Source organism: Pseudomonas sp. PB106, from assembly GCF_009764645.1.
In the GTDB taxonomy this organism is placed as follows: Bacteria; Pseudomonadota; Gammaproteobacteria; order Pseudomonadales; family Pseudomonadaceae; genus Aquipseudomonas.
On the sequence record NZ_RWIM01000143.1, the window covers coordinates 1 to 19,997 of the forward strand.

Annotated in this window: 18 protein-coding genes; 3 read left to right on the top strand and 15 right to left on the bottom strand. The window is 59.5% G+C overall.

The genetic code is table 11. The features are described from left to right. Positions 1 to 76: 76 nt before the first annotated feature. The 6 genes from EJA71_RS19180 to minC form a co-directional block, all read right to left on the bottom strand. Positions 77 to 1,366 carry a M18 family aminopeptidase gene (locus EJA71_RS19180; RefSeq protein ID WP_122594945.1) on the bottom strand — a complete coding sequence of 430 codons (1,290 nt, stop codon included), beginning with the start codon at positions 1,364 to 1,366 and terminating at the stop codon, positions 77 to 79. Positions 1,367 to 1,533: 167 nt separating this feature from the next. Further along, entirely contained in the window at positions 1,534 to 2,634 is a 1,101-nt protein-coding gene (locus tag EJA71_RS19185) for a hypothetical protein (protein WP_158959208.1), read from the bottom strand. Positions 2,635 to 2,681: 47 nt separating this feature from the next. Then, entirely contained in the window at positions 2,682 to 3,317 is a 636-nt protein-coding gene (locus tag EJA71_RS19190; RefSeq protein WP_007960625.1) for an RluA family pseudouridine synthase, read from the bottom strand. A gap of 170 nt (positions 3,318 to 3,487) precedes the next feature. Beyond that, positions 3,488 to 3,742, bottom strand: a complete 255-nt coding sequence (minE, locus tag EJA71_RS19195; RefSeq protein ID WP_003223146.1) for a cell division topological specificity factor MinE — start codon at positions 3,740 to 3,742, stop codon at positions 3,488 to 3,490. Next, entirely contained in the window at positions 3,742 to 4,554 is an 813-nt protein-coding gene (minD, locus tag EJA71_RS19200) for a septum site-determining protein MinD (protein ID WP_007913953.1), read from the bottom strand. The genes minE and minD overlap by 1 nt, the downstream gene beginning before the upstream one ends. Positions 4,555 to 4,723: 169 nt before the next feature. Beyond that, a complete protein-coding gene (gene minC, locus EJA71_RS19205; RefSeq protein WP_064391243.1) occupies positions 4,724 to 5,461 on the bottom strand; it encodes a septum site-determining protein MinC in 738 nt (245 codons plus the stop codon). 117 nt (positions 5,462 to 5,578) lie between these two features. Here minC and EJA71_RS19210 point away from each other — a divergent pair, with 117 nt between their 5' ends. Together EJA71_RS19210 and EJA71_RS19215 are read left to right on the top strand one after the other, a co-directional pair. Beyond that, entirely contained in the window at positions 5,579 to 6,511 is a 933-nt protein-coding gene (locus tag EJA71_RS19210; RefSeq protein WP_158959209.1) for a lipid A biosynthesis lauroyl acyltransferase, read from the top strand. Positions 6,512 to 6,546: 35 nt separating this feature from the next. Next, positions 6,547 to 7,719, top strand: a complete 1,173-nt coding sequence (locus EJA71_RS19215; protein WP_158959210.1) for a patatin-like phospholipase family protein — start codon at positions 6,547 to 6,549, stop codon at positions 7,717 to 7,719. A 138-nt stretch (positions 7,720 to 7,857) separates the two neighbouring features. Here the strand turns inward: EJA71_RS19215 and EJA71_RS19220 are convergent, their stop codons facing one another. The 8 genes from EJA71_RS19220 to puuE all read right to left on the bottom strand — a co-directional run bounded on the left by EJA71_RS19220 (position 7,858) and on the right by puuE (position 16,040). After that, positions 7,858 to 8,643 (bottom strand): outer membrane protein OmpK, encoded by a 786-nt coding sequence (locus EJA71_RS19220; protein ID WP_158959211.1) that lies wholly within the window; start codon positions 8,641 to 8,643, stop codon positions 7,858 to 7,860. 373 nt (positions 8,644 to 9,016) lie between these two features. Further along, positions 9,017 to 9,802: an outer membrane protein OmpK gene (locus EJA71_RS19225; protein ID WP_064118622.1), complete on the bottom strand. Its 786-nt coding sequence runs from the start codon at positions 9,800 to 9,802 to the stop codon at positions 9,017 to 9,019. 176 nt (positions 9,803 to 9,978) lie between these two features. Next, the gene (locus EJA71_RS19230; RefSeq protein ID WP_158959212.1) at positions 9,979 to 11,337 is read right to left on the bottom strand and encodes a nucleobase:cation symporter-2 family protein; all 1,359 of its coding nucleotides are present in this window, start codon (positions 11,335 to 11,337) and stop codon (positions 9,979 to 9,981) included. Between the two features lie 168 nt (positions 11,338 to 11,505). Then, a complete protein-coding gene (locus EJA71_RS19235) occupies positions 11,506 to 12,822 on the bottom strand; it encodes a urate hydroxylase PuuD (protein WP_158959213.1) in 1,317 nt (438 codons plus the stop codon). Between the two features lie 51 nt (positions 12,823 to 12,873). Further along, positions 12,874 to 13,377, bottom strand: a complete 504-nt coding sequence (locus tag EJA71_RS19240) for an ureidoglycolate lyase (protein ID WP_024012211.1) — start codon at positions 13,375 to 13,377, stop codon at positions 12,874 to 12,876. 141 nt (positions 13,378 to 13,518) lie between these two features. Further along, on the bottom strand, positions 13,519 to 14,514 hold the full coding sequence (alc, locus tag EJA71_RS19245; RefSeq protein WP_008080896.1) for an allantoicase: 996 nt from the start codon (positions 14,512 to 14,514) through the stop codon (positions 13,519 to 13,521). Positions 14,515 to 14,601: 87 nt separating this feature from the next. Continuing rightward, entirely contained in the window at positions 14,602 to 15,117 is a 516-nt protein-coding gene (uraD, locus tag EJA71_RS19250) for a 2-oxo-4-hydroxy-4-carboxy-5-ureidoimidazoline decarboxylase (protein ID WP_108226900.1), read from the bottom strand. Continuing rightward, on the bottom strand, positions 15,114 to 16,040 hold the full coding sequence (puuE, locus tag EJA71_RS19255; RefSeq protein ID WP_093441662.1) for an allantoinase PuuE: 927 nt from the start codon (positions 16,038 to 16,040) through the stop codon (positions 15,114 to 15,116). Before puuE ends, uraD begins: the two co-directional genes overlap by 4 nt. A gap of 431 nt (positions 16,041 to 16,471) precedes the next feature. Between puuE and uraH the strand changes: the two genes are divergently transcribed. Further along, complete coding sequence (gene uraH, locus EJA71_RS19260; protein ID WP_008080901.1) at positions 16,472 to 16,825, top strand: hydroxyisourate hydrolase; 354 nt, start codon at positions 16,472 to 16,474, stop codon at positions 16,823 to 16,825. 127 nt (positions 16,826 to 16,952) lie between these two features. On the opposite strand, the gene EJA71_RS19265 is transcribed toward uraH, so the two are convergent. Further along, a complete protein-coding gene (locus tag EJA71_RS19265) occupies positions 16,953 to 19,919 on the bottom strand; it encodes a hypothetical protein (protein WP_158959214.1) in 2,967 nt (988 codons plus the stop codon). Positions 19,920 to 19,997: the final 78 nt, after the last annotated feature.

A 19,997-nucleotide genomic window follows, 5' to 3' on the forward strand; every position in this document is an offset into this window, starting at 1 on the left:
GGCTGCGATCTTTTGATCTTAAAAACAGGATCAAAAGATCGCAGCCTGCGGCAGCTCCAGGGTTACGGCAAAAGGGCTACGGCAATTCGCGGCAGGCGTAGAACGCGCTCAGCACTTTGACCAGGTGCGCCAGGTCGTGGCTACCGCACAGTTCGCGGATCGAGTGCATGGCGAAGGTCGGCAGACCGATATCCACCGTGCGCACGCCGAGGTGGCTGGCGGTGATCGGGCCGATGGTCGAGCCGCAACCCATGTCGCTGCGCACCACGAAGCTTTGCACCGGCACTTCTTCGGCCATGCACAGGTGACGGAAGAAGCCGGCGGTTTCGCTGTTGGTGGCGTAGCGCTGGTTGCTGTTGACCTTGATCACCGGGCCGGCGTTGAGTTTCGGGCCGTGGTTGGCGTCGTGCTTCTCGGCGTAGTTCGGGTGCACGCCGTGGGCGTTGTCGGCCGAGACCAGCAGGGATTTCTGGATGGTGCGAACGAACTCGTCACCTTCCGGCAGCAGGCGGCGCAGGGTCTGTTCGAGCATCGGGCCATCGGCACCACACGCCGAGCAGGAGCCGACTTCTTCGTGATCGTTGCAGACCAGCACGCAGGTTTCGTCGGTTTCGGCGGTGAGCAGCGCTTGCAGGCCGGCATAGCACGACAATAGGTTGTCGAGGCGCGCGCCGGCAATGAAGTCGCCGTTGAGGCCAATCACCGCAGCACTTTGCGTGTCGTAGAAACTCAGCTCGTAATCGAGCACGACGTCGGCGTTCAGGCCGTGTTCGCGGGCCAGTTGATCGGTGAGCACGGCGCGGAAATCGACGCGCTCGTCACCGGCGAATTGCGCGAGGATTGGCGGCAATTCGGTCTGCGCATTGATCGCCCAGCCCTGATTGGCTTCACGGTTGAGGTGAATGGCCAGGTTGGGAATGATCGCGATTGGCGCCTTGAAGTCGATCAACTGGCTCTCGACCTTGCCATCGCGGCGGAAGGTCACGCGACCGGCCAGCGACAGATCCCGGTCGAACCACGGCGCCAGCAGCGCGCCGCCGTAGACTTCGACGCCCAGTTGCCAGAAGCCTTGGCGCTGCAGTTCCGGCTGCGGCTTGACTCGCAGGCACGGGCTGTCGGTGTGGGCGCCGACCAAGCGAATGCCGTCGTGCAACGGCGAGTTGCGGCCCATTTTGATCGCGACGATGGAAGAGTCGTTACGGGTAACGTAATAGCGGCCGTTGGCCTCGGTGTGCCAGGGCTCACGCTCGTCGAGGCGCACGAAACCGGCAGCCTCCAGACGCTGAACGAGGCTGGCAGTGGCGTGGAACGGGGTAGGGGAGGCCTTGAGGAAGTCGATCAGGCCTTGGTTCAACTCTTCGCGCATAAGAAGCTCCAGACAGCAATGGGCGGGAGTTTAACGCATCGGTCGGGGAATTGAATCCGAACCGAAACCCTGTAGGCGCTGCGGCACGCTGCGATCTTTTGATTTTGATTGCAAAAAGCAGAATCAGAAGATCGCAGCGTGGCGCAGCTCCTACCGGGTACGGATTCTCAGCGAGTCGTCAGAACGCGTTTTTTCAGGTAGTTCATGATGATTTTTTCATCTTCGGGCTTGTCCGGGCGCGGCAGTTGTTTTGGCCAACGGCTCTGGTTGAGCAGCTTTTTCTGTCGGCTCTCGTCCCAGCGCAGAATTTCCCGCGAGGCGCATTCCCACCATTCGTGGCGGCAAGCGCTGTAGTACGGGCCTTCCGGCGCGGCACTGCCATACAGCAGATCGCGCCCGACCTTGCGCATCGCGCCGTTCTGGTTGCGCAGCTTCCATTTGATTTTCAGGCGTTGCCAGGCCGAGGGAAACGGTTTCACTCGCGGCACATTGCTGCACAGGTCGACCAGGCGTTGGCTGAAGACTTCGCCATGTTGCGAAAAGAAGTACGTCTGCATCGCATGGAAAAAGCGTTTTTCGGCGAAGTAGTGATAAACGTATCTACGCGCTTCAGCCACCGGCCGGTGGCGCATGGCGTACGACAGGGCAATCTGTTCGATGGTGTGGATCTCGAAACCGCCCATGGTCCATTCATCGATCAGGCGGATCGACTCCTCGAACAGCGCCGCGTCATTTTCGGTGACACCACACAAACCGCTGTTGTAGAGCTTGAAACCGTTGTCCGGCGTCACGCCATGGACGCTGAGGTCACGGCCGAGTTTCAGATAATCGCTGCGCTCGTGGACGTCCTTCCATTCGTACTCGAAGCGGTCCATCACCGAGCGGTTCGGCTCGATGAGGTCGAACAGACGATTCGGGTGGCTGGTGAACAGCGTGTCGGTGTCGACGAACAGGGTTTTTTCCGCCAGTTGCATGCCGGCGGCGATGGCGCAGGCTTTGCGCCGATGGTGATAGCCGTGCTTGCCTTGCCAGCGCGTCAGGGTCGCTTCGTCCAGCAGCACGGTGTCGACTGGCCAGCCAGCGTAATCCTGCGGGCGATCGGTGAGAATCCGGATCGCCGGGCGTTGGCCGTTTTGCGCCTGGGACAGCACCGTGAGGATGCTGAACTTGGCTTCGCGGCGGTAGACGTCCTGGTTGCCGTAAATCAGGTACAGCAACTGGTGACGGACTTTCTTGAGGGGTGTCGCCAGGGAATCGATACAACTCATCCGAAACAAAATCCTTTCCAACAACAGGACGGCCGCTCAGGCAATCCTTAAAACGGTGCCGGGCATTCGAAGCGCAAGCGTTCGCCTGTCTGCGGGTGGGTGAAGCTCAGCATGCTCGCGTGCAGGCACAGGCGAGGCCAGGCAGCGAGGGCTTGTTCGTGGGCATAAAGCCCGTCACCCAATAGCGGGTGACCGATCGACAGCATATGCACGCGTAACTGGTGCGAACGCCCGGTAATCGGTGTCAGTTCAACCCGGCACCAGTCGCCGCAACGTTCCAGCACGCGCCAGAAGGTCAGCGCATGTTTGCCGAATTCGTGATCGACCACGTGACGCGGTTTGGTCGGCGGATCGTAGCGCAGGGGCAGGTCGATGCTGCCGCTGTCCAGTTCCGGTTGACCCCAGGCCAGGGCAGTGTAGGCCTTCTCTGTTTCACGGTCGTGAAACTGGCGTGACAGTTCGCGGTGCGTGTCAGCGTCACGCGCGAGCAGAATGATGCCGGAGGTTTCCCAGTCCAGACGATGGACGATGCGCGCCTCCGGGTAGCCGTTTTCCTGCAGGCGGGTAATCAGGCAATCCTTGTTGTCGTCGGCGCGACCGGGCACCGAGAGCAGCAACGTCGGTTTGTCGACCACCAATACGGCGGCGTCCTGATGGATGATGCGGATGTTGGACAACGGCATTAAAACAGCCTCGTAACAAATGCCAACGGCGGCTCGGGACTGCTGATAACCCCTGTAGGAGCTGCCGAAGGCTGCGAACTTTTGACTTTGAGGATCAAAAGATCGCAGCCTTCGGCAGCTCCTACACGAGCATCAACAGCCCGAGCCGCCGTAGCGACTACCCAATCGACTCAGCGATCGGGCAGGGTGATGTTGAGTTCCAGAATCGAGCAACTGCCCTGGCTTTCCAGTGCAACATGTACGTCGTCGTTGCCGATGTTGACGTACTTGCGGATCACGTCGACCAGTTCCTTCTGCAAGGCTGGCAAGTAATCCGGCGTGCTGCGCTGGCCGCGCTCATGCGCCACGATGATCTGTAGACGCTCTTTCGCTACCGAGGCGGTACTTGGCTTTTTGTTGGCACGAAAGAAGTCAAAAAGGTTCATTACCTACCTCCAAACAGGCGCTCGAAGAATCCCTTCTTCTCGACATCGAGGAAACGGTGGGCTTTTTCTTTGCCCAGCAAGCGGTCGACGGTATCGCTGTAAGCCTGACCGGCATCGCTCTGGTCGTCGAGAATCACTGGTACGCCCTGGTTGGATGCCTTGAGCACCGCCTGGGATTCCGGGATCACGCCGAGCAGGGTTACCGAGAGGATTTCCTTGACGTCTTCAACGCCAAGCATCTCGCCTTTTTCCACACGCTCTGGATGGTAGCGAGTGATCAGCAGGTGTTCCTTGATCGGGTCTTCGCCACGTTCGGCGCGACGCGATTTGCTCGCCAGCAGGCCGAGCATGCGGTCCGAATCTCGTACCGAGGAGACTTCCGGGTTGGTCACGACGATCGCTTCGTCAGCGAAGTACATGGCCAGGTGTGCACCTTTCTCGATGCCTGCCGGGGAGTCGCAGACGACGAACTCGAATTGTTCCTTGAGCTCCATCAGGACTTTTTCCACGCCTTCGACAGTCAGCGCGTCTTTGTCGCGGGTCTGACTGGCGGCCAGTACGTAGAGGTTTTCCAGGCGCTTGTCTTTGATCAGTGCCTGTTGCAGGTTGGCTTCGCCGTTGACCACGTTGACGAAGTCATACACCACGCGGCGCTCGCAACCCATGATCAGGTCAAGGTTACGCAAGCCCACGTCGAAGTCGACGATCACTGTTTTGTGGCCGCGCAGAGCGAGGCCGGTACCGATAGCGGCGCTGGTGGTGGTCTTACCCACACCACCCTTGCCGGATGTAACCACGAGAATCTTGGCCAAGGTGTTTCACCCCTAAGGAAGAAGGACTTTTTAGCCCCTGAAAAACATCTCTTGAAAACTACTGCAGTCGGACAGCCTTGGCTGGAATTTGGCTTTGGGCCTTTTTCCTACTTCGTTTGAGCCGTTTTCGCTACGTTTTAGAGATGCTTGGAAAATGCGGCAGTATCCGTTAAAGCCGAATGATGTTCAACACGTCGCCCGACAGGCTGACCTGTACGCCCGAGCCCCACATTGGGTCGCGGCGCAAATCTTCGGAAACCTTGTAATGACCGGCGATGGAGATCAGTTCAGCGCTCAATTGCTGACAGAAAATCCGTGCCTTGGTATCACCCTTCACGCCGGCCAGCGCCCGACCACGCATCGGGCCGTATACATGGATGTTGCCATCGGCAAGAAGTTCCGCCCCCGGACTGACCGAGGACACCACCACCAAATCGCCACCCTGCGCGTATATCTGTTGGCCACCACGTACTGGCGTGGTGATGACGCGGGTCTGTTTGACGGTCGGCTCAGGCGGCTTTTCCGGCTTCTTCTTAACTTCGGCTTCGGCCATTTCCAGCGGTCGTTCGCGGGCGCCGGAGGGCGGCAACACGGGGATGTCGATAGCGATGGCGGCGGCGATGTCTTCGATGCGGCTGGCGCGAATCGCCAGGGTGCGCAGGCCATGTTGGCGGCACACGCGCATCAGGCCCGGCAGATCGACGGCGCCTTCGCCCGGCGGCAGTTTGTCCAGCGCCAGAACCAGCGGCGCGTTGCTGAAGAAATTCGGCGCCTGCGCAACTTTGGCGGCCAATTGCCGATCGAGGCTGTCGAGGTCGTTACGGGCCAGTTCCAGCACGGTAATGGCCAGCATGCTGCCCTTCAACTGGAACACGGGATCTTGGTCTAACGGTTCGGTTTTGCTCATGTCGGCATACAACGGCTTGTCACTAAAAGTGCCGAGACTTATAACGAGAACGCCCGCAGGCCGCAAGCCGGGTCGAACGATGTAGAATGCGCGGCCACTGTATTTACGGAAGCTTTAATGGATCGCCCGCGTTTTCGAAAAGCATTTCTTGCTCCACGCTTCTGGCCGCTCTGGTGCGGCTTGGGGCTTTTGTGGCTGATCGTGCAGCTGCCGTATCCGGCGTTGCTGACCATCGGTCGAGTTTTGGGTGCGTTGATGTATCGCTTCGCCGGCGACCGACGGCGCATCGCCAAGCGCAATCTGGAATTGTGCTTCCCGGAAAAATCCGCCGCCGAGCGTAAGCGCCTGCTCAAGGAAAATTTTGCCTCCACCGGCATCGCATTTTTTGAAATGGCGATGAGTTGGTGGTGGTCGCGCAAACGCCTGGCGAAACTGGCCCACGTCGAAGGTCTGGAGCATTTGCAAAAAGCCCGGCGTGAAGGCAAGGGTGTGATTTTGATGGCGGTGCATTTCACCACCCTGGAAATCGGCGCGGCGTTGCTCGGTCAGCAGCACACCATCGATGGCATGTACCGCGAACACAAAAATCCGTTGTTCGACTACATCCAGCGTCAGGGCCGTGAGCGACATAATCTTGATTCGCTGGCCGTGGAGCGTGACGACGTGCGCGGCATGCTCAAGTTGCTGCGTTCGGGACGGGCGATCTGGTATGCGCCAGATCAGGACTACGGCGCCAAGCAGAGTATCTTCGTGCCGCTGTTCGGCATTCAGGCCGCGACCGTGACCGCGACCACCAAATTTGCCCGCCTGGGTAAGGCGTTGGTGGTGCCGTTCACACAGGAGCGTCTGGCCGATGGCAGTGGTTATCGTCTGGTCGTACATCCGCCGCTGGAAGATTTCCCGGGCGAGACCGAGGAAGCCGACTGCATCCGCATCAATCAATGGGTCGAAGGCGTTTTGCGCGATTGCCCGGAGCAATACCTGTGGGCGCATCGGCGCTTCAAGAGCCGGCCACCGGGCGAGCCGAAGCTGTACGCCAAACGCAGTTGATTGATCCATCCCCTTAAGCACCATGGAGTGTTGCGATGAGCCCTGCTGAACCGGTCACAGGTTTGATTCTTTCCGGCGGCGGGGCTCGGGCGGCGTATCAGGTGGGCGTGCTGGCAGCGATTGCCGAGTTGCTGCCGTTGGGGGCGGACAATCCGTTCCCGGTGATCGTCGGCACTTCCGCTGGCGCGATCAATGCGGTCAGCCTCGCCAGCGGCGCCACGGATTTTCGCGCGGCCATCGAACGCCTCACATTATTCTGGCAAGGCTTTCGCAGCCACCGCGTGCTGCGCAGTGACTGGCCCGGCGTGATCCGTCAGGCCAGCCGTTTTGTCAGCCACAGCTTGCTCGGCCTCGGTCGGCATCTGCCGGTGGCACTGCTCAACAGTTCGCCGCTGCGCGAACTGCTCAATGAAAAACTGCACATGCCCGGCATCGCCGAGTCCATCGCGCGCAAGCAGTTGCACGCGGTGGCGGTGACCGCGTTCGGCTATGAGTCGGGGCAGGCGGTGACGTTCTATCAGGGCGGCGGCAGGATCGATTCGTGGCTGCGCCATCGGCGCATTGGTGTGCCGACAGCGTTGTCGGTGGATCACTTGCTGGCCAGTTCGGCGATTCCGCTGTTGTTCGCGCCGGTGAAAATCGGTGATGAATATTTCGGCGACGGCGCGGTGCGGCAATCGGCGCCAATCAGTCCGGCGCTGCATCTTGGCGCCAGCCGCGTGCTGGTGATCGGCGTCAGCGGCAACCCGCGCGGTTTCGATCCACAACAACCGCTGGAACGCACCTACACGGGGCAACAGCCGACGTTGGCGCAGATCGGCGGGCACATGCTCAACAGTACGTTCATTGACAGTCTGGAGAGCGACATCGAGTTGTTGCAGCGTCTCAACCAATTCAGCCATTTGATGCCCGCCGGTACGCCAACACGAGAACTGGGCGTGGCGCCGGTGGAGGTGCTGGTGATTTCGCCGAGTCAGCCGATCGATGAGATTGCGGCGCGGCATCGTCAGGAATTGCCGGCGGCGTTGCGCTTGTTCTTGCGTGGGCCGGGGGCGACCAAAACGAGCGGGGCAGGGGTGCTGAGTTACCTGTTGTTCGAGGCGGGGTATTGCAGCGAGTTGATCGATTTGGGGCGACGGGATGCATTGGCCAAGCGTGAAGAGTTGTGCCGGTTTTTGGGGATAACCGAGGCGGTGGCTCCCGCCTGAAATTGGCGGTGCGGCTAATCGCTGGCAAGCCAGCTCCCACAGGTTTTTGGGTGAACAAAATAATTGTGTGCGACACAAAACCCTGTGGGAGCTGGCTTGCCAGCGATGGCGTCTTCGCAGACGCCACTTACACCTGCATCAGAAGTGGAACTTCACCAGGAAGTTGGTCACGCTCTGATTGGTCTTGAAGGCACCGGTGTCGTCGATGCCGTACTTGTCTTTCCAGTAGTCGTATTCAACACCGACATACAACTGCTTCTCGCCGAAATTCAGCGCCTTGCCCAAGTCGTATTTGACCTGTGGGTTGAAGTGCAGGTTGGCGTGGTAATCGCCTTTGGAGTTGGAATCGTTGTCGGTCACCCAGTCCATGTAGCCGTCGATCAGGATGTTCGACTTGCCGACGGGGATGGTGTAGGACCAGACCGGGGTGATCTGCCAGACGTTGTCACCAGCACGCGGCCCTTCGGTGTGGCGCTGATAGAAGTTCAACTGGAAGTAGTCGAAGCCCGGGATGGCCAGGTCGAAGCCTGGGCCGATCAGATAGGACTCGGTGTCACCTTCGCCGAACTCGTAGGTCATCGCCAGCAGGACGTCTTTGATCGGGCCGAACTCGATCTTCTGGTCGAGCACCTTGCCCAGCGAGATGCGCGGGCTGAACTCACCGTAGTAGGTGTTCGGACCGTTGCTGAAGTCCTTGCCACCGTTGTAGAAGATCTTGTCGAAGAAGAAGAAGTTGTCGCCGTACGTCCACGCATCGGCGTGTTCGAAGGTGACGGTCTGCTGGATGCGCGGGTTGACCTGGAAGTCCTTGCCGTACAGATAGGTCAGGCTGTTGTTCTGCCATTGCAGCAGGCCATCGGCCATGGCCTGGCCCCCGGCCAACATCGATCCCGCAAGCATCAGGCTGGTGCACATACGTTTCATTCGGTTGCTCCCAAAGTAGGTGTTCCACGTTTATTTTTTTAAGATCGGCGCTCTGGTGTGGCGCCTTTTTTCATTGCTGCAAAAGTCATCCGATTGGTCAGCTTTCATGCTGTTAGCAAGAGCTGGGCCAAGGCTTTCGAAAAGCAAAAAAACGCCCGTTCGGCTGCTGAAAAACAGTCGATTGAGCGTGTTTTCGGGATGCCTCGGTACTGACCGGGGCCGGGATAAGTTGGCCCGTCGGTCAGGAATTAAATCCGGGCTTTTTTTTAGACCGAATTCAAGAGGCCGCGGAGAATACTGACTCCTCGGCCAGCTCTCAAGTGCCCCGCAACAGAGCACCGACGACAGGTATGGGGCACGGTTGCGGGCCATCTTAAAAGTGCACCTTCACCAGCAGGCTGGCGGTGTTCTGATTGGTGTCGAAGTTGTGCGTGTTTTCGACGCCGTATTTGTTTTTCCAGTAGCTGTATTCGGTGCCGACGTACAGCTGCTTCTGGCTCCAGCCCAAGGCTTTGCCCAGGTCGTATTTGATCTGAGGATTGATGTGCAGGTTGGCGTGATAGGTGCCACGCGAGTTCTCGTCATTGTCGACCACCCAGTCGAGGTAGCCGTCGATCAGCACATCGGAATTGCCGAGGGGAAAACTGTACGACCAGCCGGGGGTGATCTGCCAGACGCCGTCGCCGGGGCGCGGGCCTTCGGTCTGGCGGCGGAAGATGTTCAGGGTCACATAGTTGAAGCCGGGCACCTTGAGGTCGAAGCCAGGGCCGATCAGGTAGGCCTCACTGTCGCCTTCGCCGTACTCGTAGGTCATGGCGAGCAAGACGTCTTTGATCGGGCCGAATTCGAGTTTCTGGTCGAAGATCTTGCCGAACGAAAAACGCGGGGTGAATTCGCCGTAGAAGGCGTGCGGACCTTTGTTCGCATCTTCCTTGCCGTTGTAGAAAATCTTGTCGACGAACAGGAAGTTGTCGCCGTATTTCCACTTGTCGGCGTGCTCGAAGGTGAGCGTTTGCTGGATCGATGGGTTGATGGCGAAATTCTTGCCGTACAGATAGCTGAGGCTGTTGGTCTGCCACAGCAGGAGATCGCCGGCCATGGCCTGACTCGCGGCCAGCAGGCCACCGCTTAACAGCACATTTGTCTGTGTACGAATCATCTGTTGCTCCCTCTTGTTTTTATTGTTTGAGGCGCAGAGCTTTTTTTGCCCTTTGTAGGAGTGAGCCTGCTCGCGATCGCGGTGTGACATTCAACACATCTGTTGACTGAAAAAACGCTATCGTCGGAACGCCGCCCGGAGCAGGCTCACTCCTACAGGGGGATACCGGTGTTGCTTTAGTGCTGGTGTGCGTGGCAGTCGTTGATCGCCGCGCGCTCTTTGCCGCCGAGAATGTTGAACAGCAGGTTCAGCGTCAGCGCGCTGAGCGTTGCCATCGCGATGCCGCTGTGGGTAATCGGGCTCATCCACAGCGGCAAATGCGCGAAGAACTCAGGGCGCACCACCGGGATCAGGCCCATGCCGATGCTCACCGCGACCAGCAACTGGTTGCGACGGTCACCGATGTCGGCTTCTTGCAGAATCTTGATGCCGGTGGCCGCGACCATGCCGAACATCGCAATGGCTGCACCGCCCAAAACCGCTGGCGGAATCGAGGCAACGAGGAATGCGGCTTTCGGCAGCAGACTCAGGACGATCAGCAAACCACCGGCAACGATGGTCACCGAGCGGCAGCGCACGCCGGTCATCTGCACCAGGCCGATGTTCTGGGCGAACGAGGAATGGGTGAAGGTGTTGAAGAAACCGGCGACAAACGAGGCGCCGGCATCACACAGCAAGCCGCGACGCAGCATGCGCGGGCAGACTTCCTGGCCGGTGATTTTGCCCAGCGCGAGGAACATGCCGGTGGACTCAACGAAGATGATCACCACCACCAGGCACATCGACAGGATCGGCGCGAGCTCGAATTTCGGCATGCCGAAATGCAGCGGGGTAACGAATTGAATCCATGGCGCGTTGGCCATGCCACTCAGGTCGACCATGCCGATCGCGCCGCACAGGATGTAGCCGAAGCACATGCCGATCAGTACGGAAATGTTGACCCAGAAACCGCGCATGAAGCGGTGGATCAGCAGAATGGTGCCCAACACCAGCGCGGCGATGGCCAGATAAATCGGTGAGCCGAATTGTGCGGCGGCGGCACCGCCACCGGCCCAATTCACGGCCACGGGGAACAGCGACAAACCGATCGAGGTGATGACCGTGCCGGTCACCAGGGGCGGGAAGAAGCGTACGACCTTGGACATGAACGGCGCGATGATCATGCCGAAGAAACCGGCGGCGATCGTGGCACCGAAGATGCCTTGCAGGCCGATGCCGGGCATACCGGCCATGGCGACCATGCTGCCGACTGCGGCAAAACTGGCGCCCATCATCACCGGCATGCGAATGCCCATCGGACCAATGCCCATGGACTGCACGATGGTGGCGACACCGGCGACCAGCAGGTCGGCGTTGATCAGGAAGGCAATTTCTTCACGACTCAGGCCAGCGGCCTGTCCAATGATCAGCGGCACCGCGATGGCACCACCGTACATCAGCAGAACATGTTGCAAACCGACCAGGATCAGTTGCAAAAGGGGCAATCGCTGAATGGCGGGTGCGTCGGGGATGCGCGCTTTGGACAGCTCGGACATGCAACACCTCGGATCTTTTTATTCTTGTGATTAACAGCTGCCGGGTTGCTCACAGCTGTTTCTTTGCATCAGGTAAAAGCGTATTGCGGCGATTCGCAGGCAAGCCCGCTCCCACAGGTCAGGCAGTGACCTTTTTGGGAGCGGGCTTGCCCGCGAAGCGTTTGTTGCTTAGTTGGTCTGTGCTCCCTGGGCAATCCATGCACCGATCAGGTCACGTTCCTGCTGGGTCATCTGAGTGATGTTGCCCAGTGGCATGATCTGCGTGGTGATGGCTTGCGCCTGGATGCGCGCCGCGTTCTGGCGGATTTGCTCAGGAGTGTCGAACATCACACCCGCTGGTGCAGCGCTGAACAACGGGCTGGTCGGCTTGGCCGAGTGGCAAACTGCGCAGCGTTCTTGAATCACGGTATGCACTTTGTCAAAGCCGGGACCGGCGTTGGAGGCTTGTGCCGGCGCTGCTGCCGGTGCGTCTGCGGGTGCAGCAGGTGCCGCCGCTTCAGCCGGTTTCGCGCCGCCACCCAGTGCCGTCTCCGGCAGCGGTTGGTACTCGATTTTGGCTGGCGCCTTAGCCACTTCCGGAGCGGTCGACATCGGCGTTGGGCCGGTGACGTACGCCAGCGTGATCATGCCTACCGCTGCCACTGGCAGAGTCCAGGCAAACTTGTGGCTGTCGTGACGGGTGTTGAAGTAGTGACGCACCAACACCGCCAACACTGCAATCCCGGCCAGGATCAACCAGTTGTACTGGCTGCCATAGGTGCTCGGGAAGTGGTTGCTGATCATGATGAACAGCACCGGCAGGGTGAAGTAGTTGTTGTGACGCGAACGCAGCAAGCCTTTGGCCGGCAGCGCGGGATCCGGCGTGCGGTTCTCGGCAATCGCCGCGACCAGTGCCCGTTGTGCCGGCATGATGATGCGGAACACGTTACCGACCATGATCGTGCCGATGATCGCGCCAACGTGCAGGTACGCACCACGACCGCTGAACACTTTGCTGAAGCCATACGCCGCGCCGATGATCAGCACGAACAGAATGAAGCCGAGCAGAGCAGGGCGTTTGCCCAAGGCCGAGTCGCACAGGAAGGAGTAGATGAACCAGCCGAGGAACAGCGAGCCGATACCGATGGCCACGCCTTCAGGGCCGCTCAGGGTGCTGCCCGGAGCCAGCAGGTAGAGCGTTGGGTTGGAGTAGAACACCACGCACAGCAGCGCGATACCCGACATCCAGGTGAAGTAGGCTTCCCACTTGAACCAGTGCAGGTTGTCCGGCATCGCCGGCGGGGCCAGTTTGTATTTTTCGAGGTGATAGATACCGCCACCGTGGATCGCCCACAGGTCACCGGCCAGACCGGTTTTCGGGTTGACGCGGTTGAGGTTGTTCTCCAGCCAGACGAAGTAGAACGACGCGCCGATCCAGGCCACGCCAGTAATCATGTGAACCCAGCGCACGCTCAGGTTCAGCCATTCCAACAGATGTGCTTCCACAGTCTTTACCTCTCGCCTGTCACTCTTGTTGTCGAGTGATCAGACCTTCTCTTATTGGTGGGGGGCGAGGATCAAACGCTCATCCTCTTTGAAAAAATGCTCATCGCAGTTATTGCCTGTGCCACTGCGATCAACCACCAGGAAGTCATCCCGCTTTTCGATCGTCAGCACCGGATGGTGCCAAACGCCGCGATGGTAATTAATGCCCTGCCTGCCGTTGGTGACGAAGGCGCGGACCAAGCCTGATACAGGTTCATCGCCAACTGGCGCGACCACGATCAGAAAGGGGTTGCCGAGCAGCGGTATGAAAGCCTGGCTGCCCAGCGGATGGCGTTCCAGCATGCAAACGGTCAGCGGCATGTCCTGCGCGTCGGCGCGGAAGATGCTGATGATCGCGTTGTCCTCAGGCTGAGCGGTTTCGACCGTCGCCAGTTTATGGAAGCGCATGGTCGAACCGTTGTTGATCATGAAGTGATCGCTGCCGTCGGTTTCGATCACGTCACCGAAAGGGGCGAAGGCTTCTTTGGTCAGCGGTTCAATCGTTAGTGTGCGCATGCTGTTCTTCTTTTCGTTGAGTGATCGTTCCCACGCTCCGCGTGGGAATGCAGCCCGTGACGCTCCGCGTCACATCCAAAGCGGACGCAGAGCGTCCAGTGATGCGTTCCCACGCAGAGCGTGGGAACGATCATTGCGGTGTTATTTAGCGACCTTGCCCAGTACGCGCAGGCGGCTCACACCACCATCCGGGAACACGTTCAGGCGGATGTGGGTGATCGGGCCCAGCGCTTTGATCTGCTCGACGAAGGTGTGCTCGGCGTGCATTTCCAGCTTCTGGCTCGGCAGCAGATCGCGCCAGAACAGCGACTGGGTTTCGATCTGGCTGTCAGTGCCGCCCTTGACGAACGCGCCCTGGATCGAGCAAGTGTCCGGGTAGTTGCCTTTGAAGTGCAGGGTGTCGACGACGATCTTCTCGATCTCGCCCGGGTGACCCAGCGCGACGATGACCCAATCATTGCCTGGCGTGCGACGACGTGCAGTTTCCCAGCCGTCGCCCATGTTGATGCCACGGCCCGGGTTGAGAATGTTGCTCATGCGGCCGAAGTGTTCGTCGGAGCAGGCGAGGGCGCGGCCACCGTTGAGGGCTGCTGCCAGATCGACTTGCTCGTTGTCGCCAACCGCGGACCAGTCGCGGTGCGGCACACCGTACACACGCAGACGGGCAACACCGCCGTCCGGGTAGATGTTGAAACGCAGGTGGCTGAACGCTTGGTCGTTGCTGATTTCGTGGTAGTGGTGGCTGTTGCCCTGCAGCTCGACGGCCGACAGCACTTCAGTCCACTGGGTGTTTTCGTCCGGCTCGCCCGAGGCCAGGAAGCACGCTTCCAGAGAGGCCGATGGCGGGAAGTTGCCGGTGAAGAATGAAGTGTCGATGTCGACGCCTTTGATCGAGCCCGGTACGCCCAGACGGATCACTGCGCTGTCGAAACCTTCGAAGCGCTTGCGGCGCGATTCCCAGCCGTCCATCCACTTGCCGTTGTCATCGAACACGCCCTCCTTCCATACGGCCGGGGTCGGTTGGAACAGACGATTGGCGTCTGCGAACCAGTCATCGGTGACCGAGATGATTTTGGTGCCCAGACGGGCGTCGGCCAGGTTGACGAACTTCTCGAAAGGTACGGCGTAAGCTTTCATTCTTCTTGTCTGCCTTTAATAAGTTGGCTGGGGATGCTTGCAAGACCCTGGGTACTCTCCGCGTTTGATGTACTCGGGTCAGGCTTGCTAAAGAGTCAGTAAACGGAACAGGGCAATCTTGTTGATCTCCGCCAGCGCGCATTTGAACTCGGTATCTTCCGAGTTGTGAATGCGCGTTTCGAACGCCGCGAGGATCTGATGCCGGTTGCTGCCTTTTACCGCCATGATGAAGGGAAACTTGAACTTGGCTTTATAGGCGTCGTTCAGCTCGGTGAAGCGCTGGAACTCTTCGGCCGTGCATTGGTGAATACCGGCGCCAGCCTGCTCATTGGTGCTGGCTTCGGTCAATTGGCCCTGGACGGCAGCTTTGCCGGCCAGGTCCGGGTGAGCGTTGATCAGTGCCAGTTGACTGGCGTGATCGGCGCTCAACAGGATGTCGCTCATGCGCTGGTGCAGTGTTTCGATCTCGTCGATCGAAGCGTCCGCGCCCAGGTCGTAGGCCTTCTCGGCCACCCATGGCGAATGTTCGTAGATGTCGGCGAAGGCTTTGACGAAAGCGTCGCGGCTCAGGGTCGATGGTTGCAGTGTTTGAAAGCGGCTCATTTGGCGGCCTCTTGGTACGGGTGGGTTTCGTGCCAGTGACGCGCGATGTCGACGCGACGGCTGAACCACACCTGTTCATGACTTTTGGCGTATTCGATAAAGCGTTTGAGCGAAGCGAGGCGACCCGGACGGCCGATCAGGCGGCAGTGCAGACCAATCGAGAGCATCTTCGGCGCTTCGGCACCTTCGGCGTAGAGCACGTCGAACGCGTCTTTGAGGTATTCGAAGAAGTCGTCACCCTTGTTGAAACCCTGCACTTGGGTGAAGCGCATGTCGTTGGTGTCGAGGGTGTACGGGATCACCAGATGCGGCTTGCCGGTCGGGTTGTTCGGTTCCCAGTAGGGCAGGTCGTCGTCGTAGGTGTCGCAGTCGTAGAGGAAACCACCTTCTTCCATGACCAGGCGACGGGTGTTCGGGCCGGTGCGGCCGGTGTACCAGCCCAGTGGGCGCTCGCCGGTGATTTCGGTGAGGACGCGGATCGCTTCGAGCATGTGCTCGCGTTCCTGCGCTTCGTCCATGTACTGATAGTCGATCCAGCGGTAGCCGTGGCTGCAGATCTCGTGGCCGGCATCGACCATCGCGCGGATCACATCCGGGTGGCGCTGAGCGGCCATGGCGACGGCGAAGATGGTCAGCGGAATGTCGAATTCCTTGAACAGCTTCAGGATCCGCCAGACGCCGGCACGGCTGCCATACTCGTAAAGCGATTCCATGCTCATGTTGCGCGCGCCTTGCAGCGGCTGAGCGGCAACCATCTCGGACAGGAAGGCTTCGGATTCTTTGTCGCCGTGCAGAATGTTGCGCTCGCCGCCTTCTTCGTAATTGAGTACGAAGGACAGGGCGATGCGGGCATTGCCCGGCCAGTGTGGGTGAGGAGGGTTACTGCCGTAACCGATCAGGTCGCGTGGGTAGTCAGCGCTCACTGCAGTCTTCCTTCTTATTCGTTGACAGATTTTGTGGCGGCCTGACGGTGAGGTTGCAGGCTGGTGTCACAGCGATGGGCTGATTGTATACAACTTCAATCGCAATTTGTAAGCCTGAATTTTCGCATTTTTCACCGGCTGTCATCTTTTACGGGTATTGGCTTCAGCCTGCAAGAAACCTGCCTGACCAGTCAGCTAATGGATTGAAGGTTCACTGATCAGGCGCTTTGCTGGCTGATCGGCAGTAAAGGCCCGGATGGCGGGGGTGACGTAAAAAATGTCGTTTTTATTGTGTACAATTTTTTTGAAAAGTGTCTTAATCAATCGCTCGCCGCAGCTTTTCGTGCTCCGAATCGGTGCGGTCTCCTTTTTATCTGACTTCGGGAGGCGCGAGGTCTGACTGCTTCCACGCAGGCAGGCGCGCAGAATCAATGGGACGTTTGACAACACACGTTTTGGACGCTGCACACGGTTGCCCGGGCAGTTCGATCAAGGTCGAGCTGTACCGCGTTGAAGGTTCGCAACTGGAATTGGTCGCCAGTGCCGTCACCAACAGCGATGGCCGGGTCGATGCACCCCTGCTGCAAGGCGATGATTATCGAACCGGCGTTTATCAGGTTCAGTTCCACGCAGGCGATTACTACCGCGCCCGTGGCGTGCAGTTGCCGGAACCGGCATTTCTGGACGTGGTTGTGCTGCGCTTCGGCATCTCTGCCGAACAGGATCACTACCACGTGCCATTGCTGATTTCGCCGTACAGCTATTCCACGTACCGGGGCAGCTGACCCCCAAGCAGCTGCCCCCACCGGGAAGCGACTGCGCATATAGCTTCTTTGGTCTTTCGCCCGCTCACACTGCGGGCTTTTTTTTGTGCGCAGTTTCGCTGTTGTGGTGAGGCTCAGACTGCGTTGATCAGATCATGGGAATGTCGTCCCTGACTATAAACACCGTTTCCATGCCTGCCGTTTGCTGGATCCCGCCTTTTAGCCAGACCACTTTGCCACCGGCATCGGCCTCCAGCAGCACTTGCGAGGCCTGCGTGCCAATCCGGTCAATCAGTGTGCTCGCCGTTCGCGGATCAGGCGTCAGGGGCAGGGGAATGAAATTATCGCGGGTGCGATACAGGCTCAGAAAAAATACCCGGTCGTGTCCGTCGCGCGTGAACACCAGCGCCGGCCAGGCGTTCCCCCCGTTGGGTAGCAACACGCGGTAACCCGTGCGTCTGAGCATGTCCGCCATGTACACCTTAAGGTTCAGACCGCCCGGGTGAGCGAGGAAATAGTCGTAATCGTCGCGGTAATAATTCACCTCCAGATCGATACGCATCAGATCACCGCTCGCCGGCTCCGGCACTACCAGTTTGCGCAGGGTCTGGCCGCTGGCCGGGGTAATGGGAAGGGTGGGCAGCATCAACAGCGGTTCGGCCAGTTCCGCTCGTGGCGCCGGGTTGCCGACCCGCCAGTCGTTGAAAGTTTGCCGCAGCGCGGTCAATCCGGCACCCGTGGTGGTGGTGGAGCCGTTGGCCAGTTTGAACTGATGTTTCGCCACATTGTGCAAGGTGAGCGAGGAAAACGTCGGGAAATATTCGGCGACCGAGGCTTTCATGGGTTTTTCGAATGCCATGAAGGGGTCGATCTTCCAGACGTTCTCCGGCGGAACACGGATCGCACCGCGCGGTTGATGCTGCTTGTCGATGTGCAGCAATGTTTCCAGTGAGTCGAAACTGCGTGCCGGATGGGCCGGATCGTCGATGTAGACAATCATGTCGTCAGTGGCCCGCGGCAGCAGCGTGTGTCGTTCGCCGTCGATGGAAACAGCCAGCGGTGGTGCCGCCTCCACCGGGATGTCCCGATTGGCCAGGCTGGCTTGCGTTGGCCGGGCGGCTTGCGAGGGATACGAACGAGTGTGCGGTAGAGGTGGTTGGCCAGTGCTGCCCGGCGTTCTTGCTGCCTTGAGCTCAGGGGCGGAAACCCGGTAGATGAAAAAGTCCGTATGCCTGGCTTCGGTGAGGTGAACGCCACCGACGAGCCAGCTCAGAGTGTTGCTTTCATGGGCCGAGATCACTACCTGACAGGTTTCCTCGCCGAGGTAGCTGCGCATGCCGGACGAATAGAGGTCGTTGGGAAAGTCGTAGGCCAACGTGCGCGAAGAGGTGTCGCGCAGCGCCATGAAATAGGTTTGGCCCGCGCGTTTCAGCACCAGTGTGGCCCCGGCGCTCTGGAACGAAGGAAGGAAGACCTCGTAACCGCTGCGGATGAGCAGCGTTCGATAAAGCTGGCGGATACGCATTCGATTGGTGCGGTCGTGGAAGGTGTTCCAGTCCTCCTGACGCAATTTGAAATCAACCCGGTGCGCTGGCTGCCCATGGTCGATGAGCGGCAAGTACAGCTTGTACCATCCCGACACTTCACGCACTTCAAAAACCGGTAGCAGTTGCAGAGGATCGCTAAATCCGTGGAGCGAGGAGTCTGCGGCGGTGTCCGCAGTGCTTGCACCGCGCCATCGGGCCAATGTGTTCGATATGCGCAGCAAGCCCGGACTGGTCATGACATTGTCTGGGAGGGCCTGTGCGAACAGACCCCGGGCCAGCGTCCGTGCGGTGACTTCGCTAAAACTTTTGAAGGTGTCGGCGATGGATTGCGAGAGCGGTTTATTGAACAGTGGGCCGCTGACGGTCCATTGCGTGGTCGGCACATCCGTGGAGTTCGAGGCGGGGCTTGTCACATGCGACACGGCGCGAACCGGCTGCCGCCAGGGTTGGGCAATGAGCATGCCTTCAAAAGCATCGAAGCCTTCTGGAAAGGAGAAGGGCCGGATCACGGCCTCGGTCAGCGATGCGCCCGGCAGGGTTCGGTAGTGCAGGTCGCCAATGCGCACTGACCCGGAGGTGACGGGTTCGGATTCTCCCCAGGTGCGCCACAGATCCGGGTTGTGTCGAGGCCTTTTGCCGGTGGGTTTCGGGGTCGTAGCCGAACGGCCGGGCTGCTCAAGGCGTACGCGTTTGCTCGCACTGGACTCCGTGGCGGTGGGGGCGGGTCTTTTTCCGGATGCGGTCGGAGCGAATTTTTGCTGCCAGAGCGAAGTCGTTCCGATTCGTTCGAGCATGGGGCCATTGACCTTCGGGTTCTGCGCGCTGACGGCTTGAACGTCGCCATTTTTGTGGCGCGTCACCATCACGGCGCCGCCGTCCTTGATGCGTACATATTTTCTGTTGGCGCTACCCCGGACATTCCACGAGGTGCCTCTGGCGTCAGGTTCGGTGAGGAAGGATTGCTGGAATACAGAAATCTCGAGCTTCTTCAGTGGCACAGTCGTGGCGGCCGAAACGGGGACGTTCCAGTCATCACCGACCGGCGGTGTGGGATCGGAGCGCGTCTGCCACTGTGACGTGCCTTCGATGCGTGCCAGCACCAGCCGATCCTGATGGGGCGATTGGCTCGCCAGGACAAACTGACCTTGACTGTCGGTGCTGATTCCCGTCATGCCGAGGCCTTGCACATCAGCGTAAAGGCTCCCGCCGGAATCGATGAAAAGACCGGAGTCACCGATAGGCATGCGATCACTGGCACCGTCTGGGCTGACGATCACCAGATCGGGTGGGAGATTCGGCGAATCAAGGCTCTGCAGGTCGACGACAATCACTTCCCCGGGGTTGGCCGGCTGAGTGTCGAGCGTTGGTGCTCCGGCCTGGACAGGTTCGAGGGGGCGCTGGGCGTCGGGTGGATGAGCACCGGGTAAATCCGTGCGCGGCATGATGGGCGCGGTTTCCGGTGCAAGCCTGGGTGGCACGATATTGACGGTATCCGGGGTCGCGGGCGCGCCGCTGCCAGACGTCGTAGTGGAGTGGGTGCCAGGCACCGCCTTCGGGGGTTTGTACACAGTAACTCTCCGATCGTTGATCGCTTGATGGGGCGTTCGGCGAGTGGATCGCCGGTTGATGGCCCGAAATGCTAGCGA

Coding starts and splice junctions, on each gene's coding strand:
- EJA71_RS19220 (WP_158959211.1), bottom strand. CDS start 8,643: ATGAAACGTATGTGCACCAGCCTGATGCTTGCGGGATCGATGTTGGCC.
- minC (WP_064391243.1), bottom strand. CDS start 5,461: ATGAGCAAAACCGAACCGTTAGACCAAGATCCCGTGTTCCAGTTGAAG.
- EJA71_RS19180 (WP_122594945.1), bottom strand. CDS start 1,366: ATGCGCGAAGAGTTGAACCAAGGCCTGATCGACTTCCTCAAGGCCTCC.
- EJA71_RS19210 (WP_158959209.1), top strand. CDS start 5,579: ATGGATCGCCCGCGTTTTCGAAAAGCATTTCTTGCTCCACGCTTCTGG.
- EJA71_RS19230 (WP_158959212.1), bottom strand. CDS start 11,337: ATGTCCGAGCTGTCCAAAGCGCGCATCCCCGACGCACCCGCCATTCAG.
- alc (WP_008080896.1), bottom strand. CDS start 14,514: ATGAAAGCTTACGCCGTACCTTTCGAGAAGTTCGTCAACCTGGCCGAC.
- minE (WP_003223146.1), bottom strand. CDS start 3,742: ATGAACCTTTTTGACTTCTTTCGTGCCAACAAAAAGCCAAGTACCGCC.
- EJA71_RS19190 (WP_007960625.1), bottom strand. CDS start 3,317: ATGCCGTTGTCCAACATCCGCATCATCCATCAGGACGCCGCCGTATTG.
- EJA71_RS19185 (WP_158959208.1), bottom strand. CDS start 2,634: ATGAGTTGTATCGATTCCCTGGCGACACCCCTCAAGAAAGTCCGTCAC.
- EJA71_RS19225 (WP_064118622.1), bottom strand. CDS start 9,802: ATGATTCGTACACAGACAAATGTGCTGTTAAGCGGTGGCCTGCTGGCC.
- uraD (WP_108226900.1), bottom strand. CDS start 15,117: ATGAGCCGCTTTCAAACACTGCAACCATCGACCCTGAGCCGCGACGCT.
- uraH (WP_008080901.1), top strand. CDS start 16,472: ATGGGACGTTTGACAACACACGTTTTGGACGCTGCACACGGTTGCCCG.
- EJA71_RS19240 (WP_024012211.1), bottom strand. CDS start 13,377: ATGCGCACACTAACGATTGAACCGCTGACCAAAGAAGCCTTCGCCCCT.
- EJA71_RS19215 (WP_158959210.1), top strand. CDS start 6,547: ATGAGCCCTGCTGAACCGGTCACAGGTTTGATTCTTTCCGGCGGCGGG.